The following is a 17,666-nucleotide window of genomic DNA, read 5'->3' as shown; positions in this document are numbered from 1 at the left end:
GAATACAAAAGGTATCTGATGACAGGTCAGGCGCTTTATTATAGGCTTCTGGATGTCCAGACATATTTACCGATGCAGTACAGGGAGTAAGCATGCCGATCAAGATTCCGGATCAGTTACCCGCCGCCGAGGTGCTGGGGCAGGAGAACATCTTCGTGATGACGGAGTCCCGGGCCGTCACCCAGAATATCCGCCCGCTGCGGGTATTGATCCTCAACCTGATGCCCAAGAAGATCGAAACCGAGATCCAGCTGATGCGGATGCTCTCCAACTCGCCGCTGCAGGTGGATGTGGATCTGCTGCGCATCGATGATCGGGAGTCGAAGAACACGCCCCGGGCGCATCTGGAGAACTTCTATCACGACTTCGAACAGGTGCGTGGCAACAACTATGACGGCATGATCATCACGGGGGCGCCGCTCGGGCTGGTGGAGTTCGAGGAGGTGGTCTACTGGCCGCGCATCGTCGAGATCATCGAGTGGTCCCATCAACACGTCACCTCCACCCTGTTTCTCTGCTGGGCTGTGCAGGCGGCGCTGAAAGCCCTCTATGGCATGGAGAAGCAGACCCATGGCGACAAGCTTTCCGGCGTCTATCGCCACCATCGCCTCGACGAGCACGAGCCGCTGCTGCGCGGCTTCGACGACGAGTTCGTGGCGCCTCACTCCCGCTATGCGGCGTTCGATGGCGACCTCATCCGCGCCCACACCGATCTGCAGATCTTTGCCGAATCAGAGGAGGCGGGGGTCTATCTGGCGGCGACCAAGGATTGTCGCCAGGTGTTTGTCACCGGCCATCCCGAATACGACGCCCTGACCCTGGATGGGGAGTATCAGCGGGATCTGGCAGCCGGGCTCGATCCCGCCATTCCGGTCAACTACTACCCGAACAATGATCCGAGCCAACCCCCGAGGGCCAGCTGGCGCAGCCATGGTCACCTGCTGTTTGCCAACTGGCTCAACTACTACGTCTACCAGCTCACCAGCTATCGGGTGGAAGATATCGGCAAGGTGTTTACCTACGAGAAGGGCGGCAACCAGTGATCAACCGCCAGCCAGCCTGAGGGTCAGGGCATCCAGCCAGTGGCGATGGCAGGCCAGGGCAAACGCCTTGGGTCTGCGGGCCCTGATGGCTGCCATGGCCTCTTCCTGGGATTGACCCAGGGAAATCAGCAGGGCGGCGGCAACCAGACCGGTGCGGCCGCTGCCGCCCTTGCAGTGAATGACCAGCTGCTTGCCATCGCCAAGCAGCTCGCGCAACTGCGGCAGCGTCTGCAACCAGGCCTGCTCGAATGCCGTGTCGGGGGCCTTGTCATCCTCGATGGGCAGATGGAACCAGCGCATGCCTTCACGCTCGACCTGTGCCCCCAGGTTGCCCAGGCCGTGGCTGATCAGCTCGGCCCCCGTCATCATGGTCACGACCCCATGAGCGCCGGCCAGCCTCAGCTGCTCGAGGGCCTGGGTCAGCGCAACCTGCTGGGTGCCCGGACAGGGGGTCAGCAGCAACTGGCCATCGACGCGGGGAACCTCCAGGCTCCAGAAGGGATGAGACGGGTGCATGGTGGATCCTCATGAATGGGGCGGGCCCGATGAATGGCGCCAAGCATAGGTGGGCCGGGCGCGATGTCAACGGTCGTTGTGTTTGCCCGGGTTTACGGGCAGAGTCTAAAAAATTTAGCGGTTCAAGGAGTTAAGATGAGAAACCTGGATCAACTGGATTTGGATATCCTGGCCCATCTGTTTCGCGATGCGGGCATGACCAACAAGGATCTGGCTGCCCTGGTGGGCGTGGCCCCCTCCACCTGCCTGGAGCGGGTGCGCAAGCTGCAGCAAGACGATGTCCTCAAGGGGGCACACTGCGAAGTGGACTACCAGGCTCTCGGTGGCCACATTCAGGCCATGGTCTCCCTGCAGCTGGCCCGCCACAGCCGCCAGATTATCGATGCCTTCCGCGATGCCATCCTGGCGCTGCCGGAGGTGATCAGCCTGTTCCACATGGGGGGCAAGGACGACTTTCTGGTGCACCTCTGCGTCGCCGATACCGAGCACCTGCGCAATTTCGTGTTCGATCACTTCACCTCTCGCGAAGAGGTAGTGCACCTCGAGACCTCCCTGGTGTTCGAGCACAAGTTCAGCCGCTCCCTGCCCTGTTTCCCCCAGTCCTAGAGCCGCCTCCAACAAGAAAAAACCGCCAAACGGCGGTTTTTTCTTATTCTGGCAACGGTCGCCTAGTTGGCGGCGGTACGCTGATCCGGCGCCGTCCGGTAGAGCCCTTGCTGATAGGCCATGCTGCCCCAGAGCACCAGCCCGAGGGCGGTCTCCTTCATCGCCTCCGGCTGCGGAGCCGGGGTCAGCTTCTCGCTGGCGGCGTCATAGACGAATCCTTCCGCCGTCCGTTCCGGCTGCAGGATCACCACATCCTTGCCACGCATCAGGGCGAAGTTCTTGTCGTACTGCATGATGGCCCGCCCCGGCCAGTCGGCGGGCATGCGGGTCAGATCCTTGCCGAGCATGGGATAGTCGGCGCTTATCCCCATCAGGGAGAGCAGGGTCGGCGCCATGTCGATCTGGCTGACGATCCGTTTGTCCTTCTTCGGCGCTATGCCATCCCCCAGGATGACCCCGGGAATATGGAAGCGGGGAATGGGCACCAGGCCGGCGCCGCTGATCCGGCTGTCGTGATCGGCGATGACCAGAAACAGGGTGTCTTTCCAGTAATCGGACTGCTTCGCCTTCTTGAAGAATTCGCCGATGGCGTAATCTGCGTACTTGGCCGCGTTGTTGCGGGTCTGCTTGGGCTGTTCATAGAGGGCGATGCGATTGTCAGGAAACTCGAACGGATCGTGGTTGCTTGAGCTGAACACCAGGCTGAAGAAGGGTTTGCCCTCCTTGTGCAGTGCCCGGAAGGTCTCGTCAGCCTTGGCCATCAGATCTTCGTCCGATGCGCCCCAGGAGCCCTTGAATACCGGATTGTCGAAGTCCTTCTGCTCGACGATAGTGGTGAAGCCATTGCCGAGAAAGAAGCTGCGCATATTGTCGAAATGACTCTCGCCGCCGTAGATGAAGCTGGTGTCGTAACCGCGCTGTTTGAGCAGATCCGCGATGGTGAAGAAGTTGGTCTGGCTCTTGCCCAGCTTGACCACCGCCTGGGCGGGGGTTGGCGTGAAGCCGGTCAGCACCGCCTCGATACCGCGCACCGAGCGGGTACCTGTGGCATAAAGCTGCTCGAATGCCCACCCCTCCTGCGACAGGGCATCGATATTGGGGGTGAGTGGCCGCCCGCCGAGGGAGCCGACAAACTGGGCTCCCAGGCTCTCCTGCAGCAGGATCACCAGATTCTTCGGCTGGCCGCCATAACTGGCTTCGTTGAAGGTCTGGCTGGGCAGGCTATCGGAGCTGAATTCGTGGGGGCCGCGGCCGCTCTCCTGGCGCACCAGCTCCAGGATCCGCTGGCGTGGCAGCTCGCCGTAAAACTGGCTGGCATCCTCTTCGGCCCCCATCTGCTTGATGGCGAAGAAGAGGGAGTAGGCGGAGTTGACGGTCAGGGAGTTGACCAGGGGATCATCGGCAAAGGCCACCATGGCCGGATTCAGGGCGCGGTGCCCCAGGCTGGAGCGGGCACCGAGGAAACCGATGGCCAGGATCAGCAGGGCAAACGCCGGACGCAGATACCAGCGCGGGAAGCGGATGCCGCGCATCAGTCGGCCGCTGAGCCACCAGCTGCCCGTCAGCACGGCGCCGCTGAGCACCAGAGTCAGCAGCAGCTCTCCCTTGCGACCCGCCCACAGCATGGCGAACACCTCCTTCGGGTAGATGAGGTACTCCACATAGAGGCGATTGGGGCGTACCCCGTATTCACTGATGAAGGAGGGGGTGGAGATCTCGAGAAAGAGCATCAGCCAGAGCCCCAGGGTTAGCCAGACCCGCATCAGTTGCAGCCAGATCCTGCCGATGGCATGAGGGCCCGCCAGCAGCAGGGTCAGCATGGCGGGAACGCCCCAGACCCAGCAGAGAGTGGCGAAGTCGACTCTCAGCCCCTGCAGTAGCATCTCCTGCCAACCGGCGACGGCATCGACCCGCTCCAGCTGCCAGAGACCGAGGGCAATTCTGCCAAGGGTGAGCGAAAAAAGGGCGAGCGCACAGAAAACGGCAAAGGGCCAGAATGGCCCCAGCCGTTGCTTGAGGTTTGTCATAATTGTTCCTGAATGAGCCTGTAAACGTCTGTCCGCAGACGTTTTTTTATTTGTTGTGGCAATATGACAGGGGGGGCGCCGGAAGGTTGCATCCCGGTTTGAGAAAAGAGGTCATCCTCATGCCTCTTATGCAAAATTGTGAGTTTGATCGCCTCTGGTGGACAGCATATCCTGCTGTATGAAATGTGAGCTATGGCGCGAATGGGCGGTATATCCCTTCTTATAATGGCGAAAATTTCTCAATCGGAGCCGAAGGGATGCCGGTCTTTATCGATGTGGAATATTTGCAGGGATGGCGCCTGTTTGTCGTGCTCTCCGACGGTACCACGGGGGCGCTGGATCTCACTCCCTGGTGCACCCAGCCCCTGTTTGCGACGCTGGATTCGGAGCGGCGTGTTGCCCGTGTTTTCATCAACCGTTATCACCAGCTGGAGTGGCCAGCCGGTTGCACTCTGTCGGCCCACGAGGTCTACCACCTGATCATGCCCATCGACGAGCGGGAAGCCTTTAGTTAACAGGCTCTGCACTTGCTCTTCTTCCGTGCGTCGTTATGCCGGTCATCGCGAGTGACGGTTTCGCCCCGGTCACTTTCACCCTGTTTTCGAGAGCATGGCGAGCCTTGCGTTGCGTGCGCCCATGGGCGACTCCCGGGATAAGTCTGGCTAACCCACTGAGACAGATAACGTTTTCAGTCACAGACAGGCGCAGCCATGGGCCACTATCATGGCTGAAAACGGGTGCATCAGGCACTTGCGCTCACAGCGGGAACATAACAATGAAACAGGGAACGTTGCGTCATGGCGGCCTCATCGGAGCCGCCCTGCTACTTTCTGCCTGTGGTGGCAGCGGCACGGCGGGCGGGGAGGCTGGCACACCGGTCGTCACCCCTCCTATTGCCCATCCTCCCGTGGCAACGGCCAGTCGCGCCTGTTACGGGGATGATCAGCCAGCCTGCAACTTGCGCATCTATCAGGTGATGGTGGAGTCTTTCGTCGACGGAGACGGCAGCGCCAACTACGGCGTCGGCTACGGCCCCTCCCAGCACAACGGTGATCTGCAGGGGATCATCGACAGCCTGGACCACATCAAGAGCCTCAACGTCAACGCCATCTGGCTCACCCCTGTGTTCGACTCCTGCGCCGGGCAAGGCGGCGACGACAGGCTGGATGCCACCGGCTACTTCGCCTGTGACTTCTTCAACGTGGACCCCAACTTCGGCAGCAATGCCCAGCTCAAGCAGCTGGTGGATGGGGCGCACCAGCGCGGCCTCTACGTCTTCCTCGACGGCGTGTTCGGCCATGTCAACAAGGTGGGGGTGAGCAAGCCTTCGCCCGAGGGACGGCTGCCCGCCCTCAAGAGCGGCGGTGCCGGCTACCCGGGCCAGCTGGTGGATTACAGCCAGCCCGAGAGCCTGGCCTACTTCAAGGAGGTGGCCCGCTACTGGGTCGAGCAGTACGGCATCGACGGCTGGCGCCTCGATCAGGCTTATCAGCTCGGCCTCGATGAGTGGCGCGCCATTCGCGCCGAGGTGGCGCGAGTCAGTGTGGCCCGCAAGGCCGCCGGCCAGCAGTGGGGCACCCTCGGCTATATGGTCGGGGAAGTGTGGAAGGGGGCCGACGAGATCCGGGCCCAGGCGTATGGGCCGGGCGACAACCCGGCGCTCTCCTCGGCGTTCGATTTCCCGCTGCGCTACGGTCTGGTACAGGCGCTGGCGGTGGAGGAGTCCGGCAAGGGCGGCCAGGGGGCCAGTGTGCTCGACGCCAGCTGGAACAAGGTGGAGAACTACCCGAACCACGCCATGCCCAACCTGATGCTGGGTAACCACGATCTGGTGCGCTTCGGCGATCTGCTGGAGCGTGGCAACTTCAATCCGGCGGACTACTGGCAGCGCCACAAGGCGGCCTTCAGCTTTATGGCGGCCCGCTCCGGCCCTATCACCCTCTACTACGGCGAGGAGTTTGGCGACGAGGTACCCGGTTTTGCCAACCAGGTGACCACGGATTGTGCGGCCCGGGGGCTCTGTGACGATCACGTGGCCCGCAGCGACGGCAAGGTGCCCGGTGCCACCGGCTTTGTGCCGAGCGGTGAGCAGGTTGAACTCAAGCAGTGGCTTGGCGATCTGCTGGCCCTGCGCGCCGCCCGCCCCGCCCTCTATCAGGGAGAGCGGGTCAAGCTGGTGGCCGAGGGCAGCCTCTACGGCGACATCAAGCAGACGGCGACTGAACAGATTGTCTACTTGCTCAACGTCTCTACCACGCCTCTCAGTTACAACCTGCCAACCGGCAAGTTGCGCAGCGGCAGCGCCCTGGTGGATCTGCAAAGTGGCGAGAGCCTGGCTCTGGGCGGCGGCAGCGTGACGGTGGAACTGCCGCCTCTGACCGGCCGCTTCCTGTTGTTGCAATGATTCGGTTGTAATAACACGGCTGCAATGATGTCGGCACAATAACGAGAGGGCCCCATGACGGGGCCCTTGGCGTTTGCTCAGGCGGCCGCGCTCTGGCCCCGGTTCTCCAGGCGCTGGCGAAAGGCGCGGGCGAGGCGTTCATAGAGATCGGTTGCCTCCTTGTCTTCGATATCTCCCCTGATCCAGGGGTTGTCGATGATCTCCAGCAGCACGCAATCGCGCCCCTGCTGGCGCAGATCCACCCCGAACAGACCGTTGCCAAGCTGGTGGACGGCGCGGCGAGCGGTCTGCAGCACCCGCTCCGGCACCTCGGTGAGTGGCAGCGCCTCGATCCGGCTCATGTCGAGGGGGTGCTTGCGGCGGCGGATGCGGTTGCCGGGCTCGGGGCGATAGCGGCGGCAGGCAAACAACGGTGAGCCGTCGAGAAAGCCGATACGCCAGTCGAACTCGGCGGGGATCCGGCTCTGCACCAGCAGCAGGGCGGAGCGACCCAAGCCTTCATCCAGCAGGCGAGCAAGTTGCTGCTCGTCGCTGGCCATGGCAAGGTCGCGCCCCTGCGCACCGTCGGGCACCTTCACCATCAGTGGCAGGCCGAGCCGCTGCACCAGCTCGTCCACATGGTGGCGACCGCGGCGGGTCACCACCATGGTGGGGGGCATGGGCACGCCGCTGCGCACCATCAGCTCGTAGAGGTAGAGCTTGTTGCTGCAGGCCAGGATGGCGCGGGAGCTGTCGATCACCGGCATCTTGAGCTGCTCGGCGCGGCGGGCAAACTCGAAGGTGTAGTGGCCGACCGCCGTCTCGGCGCGCAGCCACAGGGTGTCGAACTCCGGCAGCCGTTCGATGGCCGACGGCGCCAGGATCTCGGCCTGGATCCCCTGGGCGGCGGCGGCCTCGATGAAGCGCGTCAGTGCCAATGCATCGCTGCTGGCGCGGCCGTCGGCGGGGTCGACCAGGATGGCGAGCTGATAGAGGGGGGCTGCCTGCTCCTCATCGCCGGTCCCCACCAGTGCCTGGGCGTGGTGCAACATCAGGGCTTGTTCGCTTTGGCTCAGCTCCAGGGGGGAGAGACTCTGCTGCTGGCGCACCGACCAGCCGTGGCGGCCGCGCTTGAGGGTCAACTCCTGCAGCGGCAGCTGGCTCAGGCCGTAGTAGTAGCGGGCCAGCCCTGCCAATTCGCTCTGTTCGCTCTGGCCGAAGATGGTGCGCACCCGGATCCTGTCCTCGCTTTGCTGGGCCAACCACCCTTGCAGCTTGCGCCACAGCTTGGCGGGCGGTTGCTGGGGTTGCAGCACGCTGATGGCCTGCAGGCCGGGCAGGCAGTGGTGACCGCGGGCCTGGGCCAGCAAAGAGCAGTAATAACCCGCGCTCAGGTGATCCAGATTGCGACAGAGGTTGATGATGCGGGGGCGCCCGCCGGTAGTCGGCACGCCGTGTTGCAGGTAGGTGCGGGCGGTCAGCAGATAGTCGGCATGGCAGGGCCAGTCGCCCAGCTCTTCGACGATGACATAGGTACTCATATTTTCGGCTCCACAGAAAGGACTGCCTGACACGGCAGGATCCCCAGTGGGCTTCGATGCACCGACAAGCACGACAATGGCGCGAGGGGAAACAAGAGGTTACAGTGCCTAATATCTGCCTTGGTAACTTGTGATACAAGTCGCATTTTTGGTGCTGAAGATAAATAACCGAACAAGGACTCCCCGTGTTGACCGTACGAGCGGCCCGAACCGATGATGTGGGCGCCATCGTTAAGCTGGAGCGTTACTGCTTCCCCCCCGAAATCGCCTTCGGCCGCAGCCGCTGGCACTATCTGCTCACCCGGGCCAGGGGGCGTACCCTGCTGCTGCTGGATGAGAAGGAGCAACTGATGGGTTATCTCAGCCTGCTGGAGCACAGGGGCTGGGATCGACTGGTGGTGCAGACCCTGGCCATCCGCTGGACGGTGCGCCGTCTCGGCTGGGCCCGCCGTCTGCTGGAGCAGGTGATCCTCGAGGGGCGGGAGGCCGGCTGGAGGGCCATCCGGCTTGAGGTCGGCGAGAGCAACGAGGCCGCGCTGGCCCTCTATCAGGGACTCGGATTCAGGTTGCAGCAGAGGCTGCCGGATTACTATGGCCATGGCCAGCATGCCCGGCGGTTGGTATTACCGCTGAGGGAAGAGGGGGCCAGCGGCCAAACGCGAGAACACCAGAGTGAGGCGGCACCCACCGCCGAAGGAAAGGGGCGGGAGCGTCGGGATGAGCTGCGATAACTGCCTGGCCACCGCCATCAAGGCCAAGCTGGGGCGCTGCCCCGTGTGCGCCGCCCAGACCTTTGCCATCGGTCTCGCCGGCTGGCTGGCCTGGTGGTGGTTTGGCGCCGACAGCTCGGTCAATGCCCTCACCAGCATGCTGTTTGCCCTTGCGGGATCGGGCCTGTTTGCGCTGCACCTGCTGGTGTTTCTCTGGCGCAAGGGGACGGGCCGCGAGCTGGATGAAGAATGACATCGAATGGGTTCAAGAAGACAGATAACAATGGAGGTTCAGATGATAGCAATGGTAACGGGCGCGTCGTCCGGATTCGGGGCGGCCATCAGCCGCCTGCTGGTGCAATCGGGCTACCGGGTGATAGGCACCGGTCGCCGCGGTGAGCGCCTGGCGGCACTGGCGGACGAACTGGGGCCAGACTTTATGCCGCTGGTGTTCGACGTGCAGGACAAGGCCGCGACCCGGGCCGCCATTGAGGGGCTGCCTGCCGCTTGGTGTGAGGTGGATCTGCTGGTCAACAATGCCGGACTGGCCCTGGGGCTGGAGCCTGCCCACAAGGCACATCTTGAAGACTGGGAGCAGATGATCGCCACCAACATCAGCGGCCTCACCCTGCTGACCCGGCTGCTGCTGCCGGGCATGGTCGAGCGCAATCGCGGTCACGTCATCAACATCGGTTCCATCGCCGGCACCTATCCCTATCCGGGCGGCAACGTCTACGGCGCCACCAAGGCGTTCGTGAAGCAGTTCAGCCTGAACCTGCGCGCCGATCTGGCGGGCACCGCCATCCGGGTCACCAATGTGGAGCCCGGCCTGTGCGGCGGTACCGAGTTCTCCAACGTGCGCTTTCACGGTGACGATGCCAAGGCGGCCACCGTCTATCAGGGGGTCGAGGCAATCCAGCCGGAGGACATCGCCAATACCGTGCTCTGGGTCAGCCAGCAGCCCCCTCACGTCAACATCAACCGGATCGAGATCATGCCGGTGGCCCAGACCTCGGGCCCGCTCCATATCAGCCGTCGCTGAATCACGGTGGCGTCGAGCAAATGAAAGGAGGCACCCGAGGGTGCCTCCTTGCTTTGGTGAGCCCCTTACAGGCTCATGATCTTCTTGAACTCCTCTTCCGAGTACTTTTTCTCCGTGCTCTTGGTGAGGTCTGTCATCAGCTTGTAGCGCAGATCCTTCGCCATCTGGTAGGTCTGCTCCAGCTGGCCGTAGGAGTAGTCGGAGGCCAGTTCCACCGCCGTAGCCTGGTCTTTGCTGTAGGCCTGTTTCAGCGTCTGATCGAGCAGCGCCACCTCCTTGTAGAGTTTGGCACTTTCCTTCTGCCAGACGCCCCGCAGCAGCGGCAGGTACTTGTCCGGATTGGTGCCGGCCAGCGCAGTCAGGCTGCGGAACTGCCAGTAGGCGGAGTCGTCGGAATAGGTGTCGCTGCCGGTGCGATAGGGCAGGGGATAGGATTGCAAGGTGTTGTAGAGCGGCACCATCACGGATTCCGCGAGCACGCCATAGCTTTGCCAAATCAACCCTTGGAACTCCCTGGGCATCTCCTTGCGCAGCTGGATGACGTGGGATTCGAGCTGGCGATCGATGCGGATCGGCCGCTCCGCCTTGCCGGCCAGCGGCGTCCCCTCATAGGTGGCGCTTAGCACCCTGGCCACATCGGCCACGGCGATGGGGGCATCGGGTTTCATGAAGAGCGGGTACTGCTCCTGGCGGGTCGGCTGCTTGTGAGAGGCAGTCAGCATCTGCTGGCCGAGCCACTCCCGATCCACGTTGTAGGGGTCGGCCACCACGCCGAACGCCTTGGCGAAGTTGAACGATGCCGGGTCGGCCTTGTCCAGCAGCTTGTGCTGTTGCACGAACTCCAGCAGCTTGGGCGAGTGCAGCACATCCGGGCTGTCCAGATTGACGCCGTGGATGCGCAGGCCGTTGGCCACCATGGCATAGCTGTCATCCGGCACCCGCACCGCGATCCAGTGGTGGCCCGATCCTATCTCCATCAACCAGGCCTCGTTCACATCCGCCAGATAGAGGCTGTTGCCCTCACCGGCACCATATTTCTCTACATAGTCGCCGAGCAGTTTGACCCCCTCCTTCGCGCTCCTGGCCTGGGGCAGGATCAGGGTGGGGATGATGGCCTCGATGACCCCCTTCTCGATCAGCGGATCGGCCTTCTTGGCGCGTTCGTTGACCTCGGCACTGGTGGTGGCCGAGATGGCGACGTTGAACTCGTTGATACCGCGCTCCTCGTAATACTTGCCAGTCGGATCCAGGGTGACGGCATCCCAGTCATGGATCGAGGAGTAGGCCAGGAAGGCCTTGGGCATGGGTACTTCCAGCCCGTTGCCCAGTCGCCAGACCTTCTCCTCGTTCTGCTTGGCGGGGTGGAAGGCGAGGTACTTGTTCCAGTTGTTGATGCCGAAGTCTTCGTTTCTGGCGATCATCACGCTGCCATCCGTGCTGGCGCCCTTGCCGACGATAAGGCCGGTGCAGGCATCGGCACTGGTGCCAAGCAGGGTGAACAGGGTGGCGGAGAGCAGGGTCAGAGAGTGTTTTTTCATAGAGTTGCCCGAGTCATTGTGGTGGGTAAAAATCAGGCGGTGGGATGGATAGCTGTTGCCGCAGGCCAGAGGCGGCACAGGCAGGTGCCGGTGAATAGGTCTGTAAATTTATCAATATGCAAACATTTCATCCATAACACTGCTTGCAGGTCATATTCTGCGCTAAGGATTGTATTTCGTTGTGGTCATTTATTTTGTGATCTTGGCGCCAATCCCCGATTTTTGACACCGCTGCCAGCGGATGGCGGATCCCGAGGGGAAAACCAGGGGGCTGAGGAGTCATGATTCTGACGCCGCTGAGCCTGCCATCCGGTGCATTCCCCATGTCGGCAGGCTTGTGGGCCCGTTTGCCAAGTTGGCCTGTAACTTGCTGGTTTTATTGACAATGGTGAGGCCTGACGCCTCACGTCACCGAATCAGCCCACCCGTCATGCAGACTGGAGCCCTTTTTATGGATATCAAACCCTACAGCCAGCAGCTTGCCCAGAGCGCCTCCAACTCCCGCGCCCTTGCCACCCTCAGCAGTGCCGGGGCGGGTGGTCAGGGGGGCGGCTGGGAAGAGCTGGTCAGCCTCTCCTCCCAGCGGATCACCGGTCAGGCCCAGCAGGTGCTGACCTATGAGCACCTGGCGAAGAACAGCAAGCTGCCTCCCGCGCTGGACATGAGCTCCGACAAGGGGGCCGTGATGCAACAGCTGGTGGACAAGGCGCTGGGATTTGATCGCAAGAAGTACAACGAGCTGGAAGAGCAGCTCCAGACGATCGCCGGCGACAAGACCCTGACCGCCGAGGAGCGGGAGCAGCAGGGCAAGACGCTCAAGGAGCAGCAGGAGGCGATGCTCAAGGAGGCCATGGATCGCCTGACCGGCAAGACGAGCAAGAGCGAGACAACTACAACGGTATGAGTTTGCCGTTGCCGGATGCCCGCCAGCCTTGCCGGCTTCGGCCAGCTTCGGCCAGCTTCGGCCAGCATCGGCCACCGGCGGGCAAGATACTGCCACCCGTTTTGACCTCACTTCTCTGCAGGCGCACAATGTTCCGGCATCGTTCAAGCCGAGGAGTCCGCCGTGTACAACTTCCAATATGCCAATCCGACCCGCATCTGCTTCGGTGAAGGTCAGATCGCCAGCCTGCCGGCGTTGATCCCGCCGGGTAGCCGTCTGCTGGTGCTCTACGGGGGCGGCAGCATCCGGCAAAACGGCGTCTATGAGCAGATCCGCCAGGCCTTGGCCGGCATGGAGTGGCAGGAGTTCTCCGGCATCAGCGCCAATCCCAGATACGAGCGTCTGATGGAGGCGGTCGAGTTGGTCAAGCGCGAGCGCATCGACTTTCTGCTGGCGGTCGGGGGCGGCTCAGTGGTGGATGGCACCAAGTTTGTTGCCGCGGCGGCCTGCTACGAAGGGGATGACCCCTGGGATATCTGTGCCAACCAGGCGGACGTCGCCAGGGCGTTGCCCCTGGGCTGCGTACTGACCCTGCCGGCCACCGGCTCCGAGAGTAATCCGACCGCAGTGGTGAGCCGGGGGGATGCCAAGATCTCCTTCAGAAGCCCACTGGTGCAGCCACAATTTGCGGTGCTCGATCCCGCCACCACCTACAGCCTGCCCGCCCGCCAGACCGGCAACGGGGTGGTGGATGCCTTCGTCCACGTCACCGAGCAGTACCTCACCTTCCCGGTTGGGGGCGAGGTGCAGGACAGGCTGGCGGAGGCCCTGCTGCAGGTACTGGTGGATAACGGCCCCAGGGCGCTGCAGGAGCCGGATAACTATCAGGTACGCGCCAACCTGATGTGGGCCGCCAGTCTGGCGCTCAATGGCCTCATCGGCTGCGGGGTGCCGCAGGATTGGGCGAGCCACGCCATCGGCCACCAGCTGACGGCGCTCTACGGGTTGGATCATGGCCAGAGTCTGGCGGTGGTGCTGCCCTCGCTGCTGCGGGAGCGGGCGGCCCAGAAGCAGGAGAAGCTCGCCCAGTTTGCCGAGCGGGTATGGCACTCGACCCGGGAAGACAAGGCGCTGCGCATCGAGGAGGCGATCATCCGCACCGAGCAGTTCTTCCAGCAGATGGGGCTGCCGACCAGGCTGGCCGCTTACGATCTCGGCGAGAGCTGCATCCCCGCCATCTGCTCCAACCTCAAACGGGTGGGGCGCACCGCCCTGGGGGAACAGCAGGACATAGACACGGACGTGGTGGCGCGGATCCTGGTTCGAGCGCTGTGAGCCCGTCAGGCAAGTGCACAACGACAAGGGCCGCATCATGCGGCCCTTGTTGCATCTCGAGATTCGATTACTCGGTTCTGGCCTTGAGATAGCCGGCGTAATCGGGGATCTGCACGCTGAATTTTTGCTGCATGTGGGGGCTGTCCATGATGAAGTCGGCGGTCGCCTCGTTGGTGGCCACCGGGATGTTCCACACCGCCGCCAGGCGCAGCAGGGCCTTCACGTCCGGATCGTGGGGCACCGCATTGAGGGGATCCCAGAAGAAGATCAGCACGTCTATCTTGCCCTCGGCGATCAGGGCGCCGAGTTGCTGGTCACCGCCCATGGGGCCGGAGAAGAGGCAGGTGATGGGCAACTGGGCATTTTTGCCGAGCATGGTGCCCGTGGTGCCGGTGGCATAGAGATGGTGGAGCTTGAGCTCCTCCTTGCGGCGCATCACCCAGTTCAGCAGGGCGGTCTTCATGTTGTCGTGAGCCACCAGGGCGACCCGCTTGTGAGGGGCCATCTCGCGTGCGATCTGTTCCATGGAAAATGTCCGTAATCATATGATGAGAAGAGAGGCGTATCCTAAACGAAAGCCGTGGCGCTTGCTGTACCGGTCGCGCTAACTGTGATCCTGGCGGACAGTTTTGCGGGCCGGCAAACGAAGACACCCGCCGTAGCGGGTGTCGGGTGGCATGCATGAGGCGCTCTCAGGAGTCGTGATGCAGTTGGGATTGCTGGTAGTTCTCCAGGCCGATGCGATCGATGAGATCGAGCTGGGTCTCCAGCCAGTCCACATGCTCCTCTTCATCTTCCAGTATGTCCTGGAACAGGTCGCGGCTGACGTAGTCCTGCACCGACTCGGCGTAGGCGATGGCCACCCTGAGATCGGGGATGGCGTCCAGCTCCAGCGACAGGTCGCAGCGCAGCATCTCCTCCACCGTCTCACCGATGCGCAGCTTGCCCAGATCCTGCAGGTTGGGCAGCCCTTCCAGAAACAGGATCCGCTTGACCAGTTCGTCGGCGTGCTTCATCTCATCGATGGACTCGTGATACTCCTTGTGCCCGAGCGCCTTGAGGCCCCAGTCATCGTAGATACGAGCGTGGAGGAAGTATTGGTTGATGGCAATCAGCTCATTGGCCAGCACCTTGTTGAGGTGGGCAATGATCTTGGGATCTCCTTTCATCGACAGTGCTCCTTGGTTCGTGCCTGCGGCTTCGATCGTTAGAGCTTAGTCGAGAAAAGTGACAAAAGAAGGTCAGACGAGCCTGCTCGTCTGATGGGAGGGGTGAGTCGGCAAAGCCGACAGATGGCCGGATCAAGCCACTTCGTAGTAGAGCGGAGGTTGCTCCTTGGCCAGTTTGTCGAGCTCGGTGGCGATGATCTCCATGGTCATGCGCACACACTTGCCACACTGGGCGCCGACTTCCAGCTCCTGCTTGAGCTGGCGAAACTCGCCGCTGCCTGCCTGTACCGCCTTGCGGATCTGGGTATCTGTGATGCCACGGCACAAACAGACATACATAGTGATTACCTCATGCTGCAATTGAGGGAAATCTAAATGATAATGGTTTGTAATGCAAATAACCATTGGTAATAAGTTGCTCCGCTTGCCACTCATCCACCCCTTGGGGACAATGCCCTGTCACAGAGGGGGATCATCATGCTCAAGAAACTGTTCGGCGCCCTGTTCGGGAGCCAGTCACCGCAAGCCGCCGAGGTCACGCCCACCGAATACGCCGGTTATCTTATCTACCCCGAGCCCATGGCGGAGGGAGGCCAGTACCGGCTGGCAGGCCGCATCACCAAAGAGGTGGACGGTGTCCTGCTGACCCACCGCTTCATCCGCTCCGATCTGTTTGCCAACCCGGCCGATGCTGAACGCTTCATGGTGCAGAAGGCCCACATCTTCATCGACCAGATGGGGGAGCGCATGTTCGAGCCCAGGGTCAAACCGGGCGACAACACCGCATCATGACGCCATCAGAGGTGGGAGACTTGCGCCAATGCCTGGCCCGTACCGGTGAGCGGCGGCTGATCTGGCTGGAGGGGGAGCAGACCGACTGTATCGCCCGTGCCGATGCCCTGCTCGGCGAGGCTGTCTTTTGGCTCGGGGAGGGGCCTGTCTGTCATAACCCCCTGCCGGCAGCCAAGGCGTTGCAGCGACTCGGGCAGGAGTGCGACACCCTGGTGCTCAACGCCTTCAGCGGCTTTCACCCCGACGCCTTCGGGGCGTTGGCCGGTACCCTGCGCGCTGGCGGCTTGCTGCTGTTGCTGACTCCGCCGAGGGCGCAATGGCCCGGCTACCCGGACTCGGATCGGGTGCGGCTGGTGGCCCGGCCCGAAGAGGCCGCGCAGGCGGGGCACGGCTTTATCGCCCGGCTGGTGCGGTTGCTGGAAGGGGATCCGGCGCTCTCTTTGCTGCCCCCGGACGATGGCGAGCCCTGGCAGCCGTTGGGGCCCGATCGTCCCTTGAGCGACGATCAGGCCCTTGCCCTGCCCGCCATCCACAAGGTGCTGCACGGCCATCGTCGCCGTCCGTTGGTGCTGAGCGCCGACCGTGGCCGTGGCAAGAGCAGCCTGTTGGGGATCGCCGCCGCCGAATTACTGCGTGACCAGCCCGACCTGCAGATAATTGTGACGGCCCCCTCCCAGGGGACGGTCGCCACCCTGTTTGACCACGCGGCCAAAAGGCTTGGCACCACGGTGGAGAAGCTGGCGGGCATTGCGTATTGCTCGCCGGATCGGCTGGTACACGAGGGGCTGCAGCCCGATCTGCTGCTGGTGGACGAAGCCGCCGCCATCCCGACCCCTCTGCTGGAGGCCATGCTGGCCCGTCACAGCCGCATCGTCTTCGCCACCACGGAGCACGGTTACGAGGGGACGGGGCGTGGCTTTCATCTGCGCTTCAAGCGGGTGCTGGACAGGGAGACGCCGGACTGGCAGGAAGTTCACCTGGCCTCGCCAATCCGCTGGAGTGCCCGGGATCCGCTGGAGCCGCTGGTGTTTCGCCTGCTCGGCCTCAACGCCGAGGTGGCAGCTCCCTTGCCGCCGACTCATCCGCGCTGGCGGATGATCGCGCAAGACGTGTTGGCAAAGGACGAAACGCTGCTCAACCAGATATTCGGCCTGCTGGTGCTGGCTCACTACCAGACTACGCCAAGTGATCTCAGAGCTCTGCTGGAGAGCCCAAGCCTCGATATCCACCTGCTGGAAGAGGCGCAGAGCTTGCTTGGGGTGGCTTTGGTAGCGCGGGAGGGCCAGATAGAACCCGAGCTGGCGGAGGCGATCTGGGCTGGCCGGCGGCGACCGCGCGGTCATCTGCTGCCCCAGTCATTGCTGGCCCACGCGGGGTGCAAGACGGCTGGGGAGCGCAGCTACGCCAGGGTGATGCGCATCGCCATCCATCCCGAGCTTCATCGCCATGGTCTCGGCTCGCTGTTGCTTGGCCAACTGGAGGCGCACTACCGCCAGGCGGGCCTCGACTACCTCGGCTCCGCCTTCTCGGCCAGCGCCGATCTGCTGCCGTTCTGGCGCAAGGCGGGGCTGGTGGCGCTGCGCATCGGGTTGCAGCGGGATGCCGCCAGCGGCAGCCACGCCGCCCTGCTGCTCAAGGCGCTCAAGCCGGAACATGAGCCCGAGCTGGCCCTGTGGCGACGGCGTTTCGTGGCCCAGTTGCCGACCCTGCTGGCGGGGGAGCTCAAGGGGCTGGACCCAGAGCTGGTGTGGCAGTGTGTGCAGGGCAGCGAGCCTGTCTCGGGTGAGCCGGATGCGTTCGTGTGTGATGAGCTGGCCTGCTTTGCTCACCATCACAAGCCGTTCGAGCTGTGTCAGCCCAGCCTGCAGCGCTGGCTGGCGGGCAATATTGACCGGCTCGCGCCGCTAATGGCCGACGAGCGCCATCTGCTGATCGCCACCATCTGGCAATATGCAGACTGGACCCGTCTGGCCGGCCGGCTGCAACTGGCGGGCAAGCCTGCGCTTATCAAGGCGCTGCGTGCCCTGCTGGCCCGTCTGCTGTAACCGTTGGCAACTTCCCCTTCAACGAAAACGACCCGC

The 17,666-nt window shown here is 62.9% G+C and carries 18 protein-coding genes; 11 read left to right on the top strand and 7 right to left on the bottom strand.

The window, feature by feature from the left end; translation table 11 throughout:
• Window positions 1-92 precede the first annotated feature (92 nt).
• Window positions 93-1,043 carry a homoserine O-succinyltransferase gene (gene metA, locus ACB034_RS11360; protein WP_042072700.1) on the top strand — a complete coding sequence of 317 codons (951 nt, stop codon included), beginning with the start codon at window positions 93-95 and terminating at the stop codon, window positions 1,041-1,043.
• On the opposite strand, the gene ACB034_RS11355 is transcribed toward metA, so the two are convergent.
• A complete protein-coding gene (locus ACB034_RS11355; RefSeq protein ID WP_371172861.1) occupies window positions 1,044-1,559 on the bottom strand; it encodes a cyclin-dependent kinase inhibitor 3 family protein in 516 nt (171 codons plus the stop codon).
• A 135-nt stretch (window positions 1,560-1,694) separates the two neighbouring features.
• Between ACB034_RS11355 and ACB034_RS11350 the strand changes: the two genes are divergently transcribed.
• Window positions 1,695-2,165, top strand: a complete 471-nt coding sequence (locus tag ACB034_RS11350) for an Lrp/AsnC family transcriptional regulator (RefSeq protein WP_223379257.1) — start codon at window positions 1,695-1,697, stop codon at window positions 2,163-2,165.
• A gap of 62 nt (window positions 2,166-2,227) precedes the next feature.
• Here ACB034_RS11350 and ACB034_RS11345 read toward each other — a convergent pair whose 3' ends face one another.
• Entirely contained in the window at window positions 2,228-4,192 is a 1,965-nt protein-coding gene (locus ACB034_RS11345; protein WP_371172860.1) for an LTA synthase family protein, read from the bottom strand.
• A 257-nt stretch (window positions 4,193-4,449) separates the two neighbouring features.
• Here ACB034_RS11345 and ACB034_RS11340 point away from each other — a divergent pair, with 257 nt between their 5' ends.
• Complete coding sequence (locus ACB034_RS11340; protein ID WP_042025932.1) at window positions 4,450-4,707, top strand: DUF2442 domain-containing protein; 258 nt, start codon at window positions 4,450-4,452, stop codon at window positions 4,705-4,707.
• Window positions 4,708-4,967: 260 nt separating this feature from the next.
• The gene (locus ACB034_RS11335; RefSeq protein WP_371172859.1) at window positions 4,968-6,596 is read left to right on the top strand and encodes an alpha-amylase family glycosyl hydrolase; all 1,629 of its coding nucleotides are present in this window, start codon (window positions 4,968-4,970) and stop codon (window positions 6,594-6,596) included.
• Between the two features lie 77 nt (window positions 6,597-6,673).
• Here ACB034_RS11335 and ACB034_RS11330 read toward each other — a convergent pair whose 3' ends face one another.
• Window positions 6,674-8,116, bottom strand: coding sequence for a RimK family protein (locus ACB034_RS11330; RefSeq protein ID WP_371172858.1), 1,443 nt, complete (start codon window positions 8,114-8,116; stop codon window positions 6,674-6,676).
• A gap of 185 nt (window positions 8,117-8,301) precedes the next feature.
• On the opposite strand from ACB034_RS11330, the gene ACB034_RS11325 reads away from it, so the two are divergent.
• The 3 genes from ACB034_RS11325 to ACB034_RS11315 are packed head-to-tail and all read left to right on the top strand — an operon-like array spanning window position 8,302 to window position 9,868.
• Entirely contained in the window at window positions 8,302-8,847 is a 546-nt protein-coding gene (locus ACB034_RS11325) for an N-acetyltransferase family protein (protein WP_371172857.1), read from the top strand.
• Window positions 8,834-9,079: a DUF3624 domain-containing protein gene (locus ACB034_RS11320; protein ID WP_371172856.1), complete on the top strand. Its 246-nt coding sequence runs from the start codon at window positions 8,834-8,836 to the stop codon at window positions 9,077-9,079. The genes ACB034_RS11325 and ACB034_RS11320 overlap by 14 nt, the downstream gene beginning before the upstream one ends.
• A 42-nt stretch (window positions 9,080-9,121) precedes the next feature.
• Window positions 9,122-9,868, top strand: coding sequence for an SDR family oxidoreductase (locus ACB034_RS11315; protein WP_342017648.1), 747 nt, complete (start codon window positions 9,122-9,124; stop codon window positions 9,866-9,868).
• A gap of 65 nt (window positions 9,869-9,933) precedes the next feature.
• On the opposite strand, the gene ACB034_RS11310 is transcribed toward ACB034_RS11315, so the two are convergent.
• The gene (locus tag ACB034_RS11310; protein WP_371172855.1) at window positions 9,934-11,406 is read right to left on the bottom strand and encodes a C69 family dipeptidase; all 1,473 of its coding nucleotides are present in this window, start codon (window positions 11,404-11,406) and stop codon (window positions 9,934-9,936) included.
• 451 nt (window positions 11,407-11,857) lie between these two features.
• Between ACB034_RS11310 and ACB034_RS11305 the strand changes: the two genes are divergently transcribed.
• Together ACB034_RS11305 and ACB034_RS11300 are read left to right on the top strand one after the other, a co-directional pair.
• The gene (locus tag ACB034_RS11305; protein WP_371172854.1) at window positions 11,858-12,310 is read left to right on the top strand and encodes a hypothetical protein; all 453 of its coding nucleotides are present in this window, start codon (window positions 11,858-11,860) and stop codon (window positions 12,308-12,310) included.
• Between the two features lie 162 nt (window positions 12,311-12,472).
• A complete protein-coding gene (locus ACB034_RS11300; RefSeq protein ID WP_371172853.1) occupies window positions 12,473-13,624 on the top strand; it encodes an iron-containing alcohol dehydrogenase in 1,152 nt (383 codons plus the stop codon).
• Between the two features lie 67 nt (window positions 13,625-13,691).
• Here ACB034_RS11300 and ACB034_RS11295 read toward each other — a convergent pair whose 3' ends face one another.
• From ACB034_RS11295 to ACB034_RS11285, 3 genes are all read right to left on the bottom strand, one after another.
• A complete protein-coding gene (locus ACB034_RS11295; RefSeq protein WP_026456374.1) occupies window positions 13,692-14,150 on the bottom strand; it encodes a methylglyoxal synthase in 459 nt (152 codons plus the stop codon).
• 166 nt (window positions 14,151-14,316) lie between these two features.
• Window positions 14,317-14,793, bottom strand: coding sequence for a bacterioferritin (gene bfr / locus ACB034_RS11290; RefSeq protein ID WP_042025922.1), 477 nt, complete (start codon window positions 14,791-14,793; stop codon window positions 14,317-14,319).
• Between the two features lie 132 nt (window positions 14,794-14,925).
• Window positions 14,926-15,132: a bacterioferritin-associated ferredoxin gene (locus tag ACB034_RS11285; RefSeq protein ID WP_026456376.1), complete on the bottom strand. Its 207-nt coding sequence runs from the start codon at window positions 15,130-15,132 to the stop codon at window positions 14,926-14,928.
• A 138-nt stretch (window positions 15,133-15,270) separates the two neighbouring features.
• On the opposite strand from ACB034_RS11285, the gene ACB034_RS11280 reads away from it, so the two are divergent.
• On the top strand, window positions 15,271-15,585 hold the full coding sequence (locus tag ACB034_RS11280) for an HlyU family transcriptional regulator (RefSeq protein WP_371172852.1): 315 nt from the start codon (window positions 15,271-15,273) through the stop codon (window positions 15,583-15,585).
• The gene (locus tag ACB034_RS11275; RefSeq protein ID WP_371172851.1) at window positions 15,582-17,630 is read left to right on the top strand and encodes a tRNA(Met) cytidine acetyltransferase TmcA; all 2,049 of its coding nucleotides are present in this window, start codon (window positions 15,582-15,584) and stop codon (window positions 17,628-17,630) included. The genes ACB034_RS11280 and ACB034_RS11275 overlap by 4 nt, the downstream gene beginning before the upstream one ends.
• Window positions 17,631-17,666 lie beyond the last annotated feature (36 nt).

This window comes from Aeromonas sp. S18(2024) (assembly GCF_041402525.1).
GTDB classification, from domain to species: domain Bacteria; phylum Pseudomonadota; class Gammaproteobacteria; order Enterobacterales; family Aeromonadaceae; genus Aeromonas; species Aeromonas enteropelogenes.
This window is presented reverse-complemented; position numbering and strand designations above follow the sequence as displayed.